Origin of the sequence: Serratia sp. CY84636, assembly GCF_052166245.1 — a bacterium.
GTDB classification, from domain to species: Bacteria; Pseudomonadota; Gammaproteobacteria; order Enterobacterales; family Enterobacteriaceae; genus Serratia; species Serratia nevei.
This window is the reverse complement of the sequence record NZ_JBJNOX010000005.1, coordinates 1-394: the sequence shown is the minus strand read 5'-3', so window position 1 is coordinate 394 and position 394 is coordinate 1. Positions and strand designations below refer to the sequence as shown.

1 rRNA gene is annotated in these 394 nt (G+C 50.8%); it reads right to left on the bottom strand.

The annotated features are described in order from the left end of the window. Positions 1–12 precede the first annotated feature (12 nt). Positions 13–394: ribosomal RNA gene (locus ACJ8QI_RS17050) — 16S ribosomal RNA — on the bottom strand; the annotation flags it as partial.

Below are 394 nucleotides of genomic sequence, written 5' to 3'. Positions count from 1 at the left end.
AATATCTTTAGGTAAGGAGGTGATCCAACCGCAGGTTCCCCTACGGTTACCTTGTTACGACTTCACCCCAGTCATGAATCACAAAGTGGTAAGCGCCCTCCCGAAGGTTAAGCTACCTACTTCTTTTGCAACCCACTCCCATGGTGTGACGGGCGGTGTGTACAAGGCCCGGGAACGTATTCACCGTAGCATTCTGATCTACGATTACTAGCGATTCCGACTTCATGGAGTCGAGTTGCAGACTCCAATCCGGACTACGACATACTTTATGAGGTCCGCTTGCTCTCGCGAGGTCGCTTCTCTTTGTATATGCCATTGTAGCACGTGTGTAGCCCTACTCGTAAGGGCCATGATGACTTGACGTCATCCCCACCTTCCTCCAGTTTATCACTGG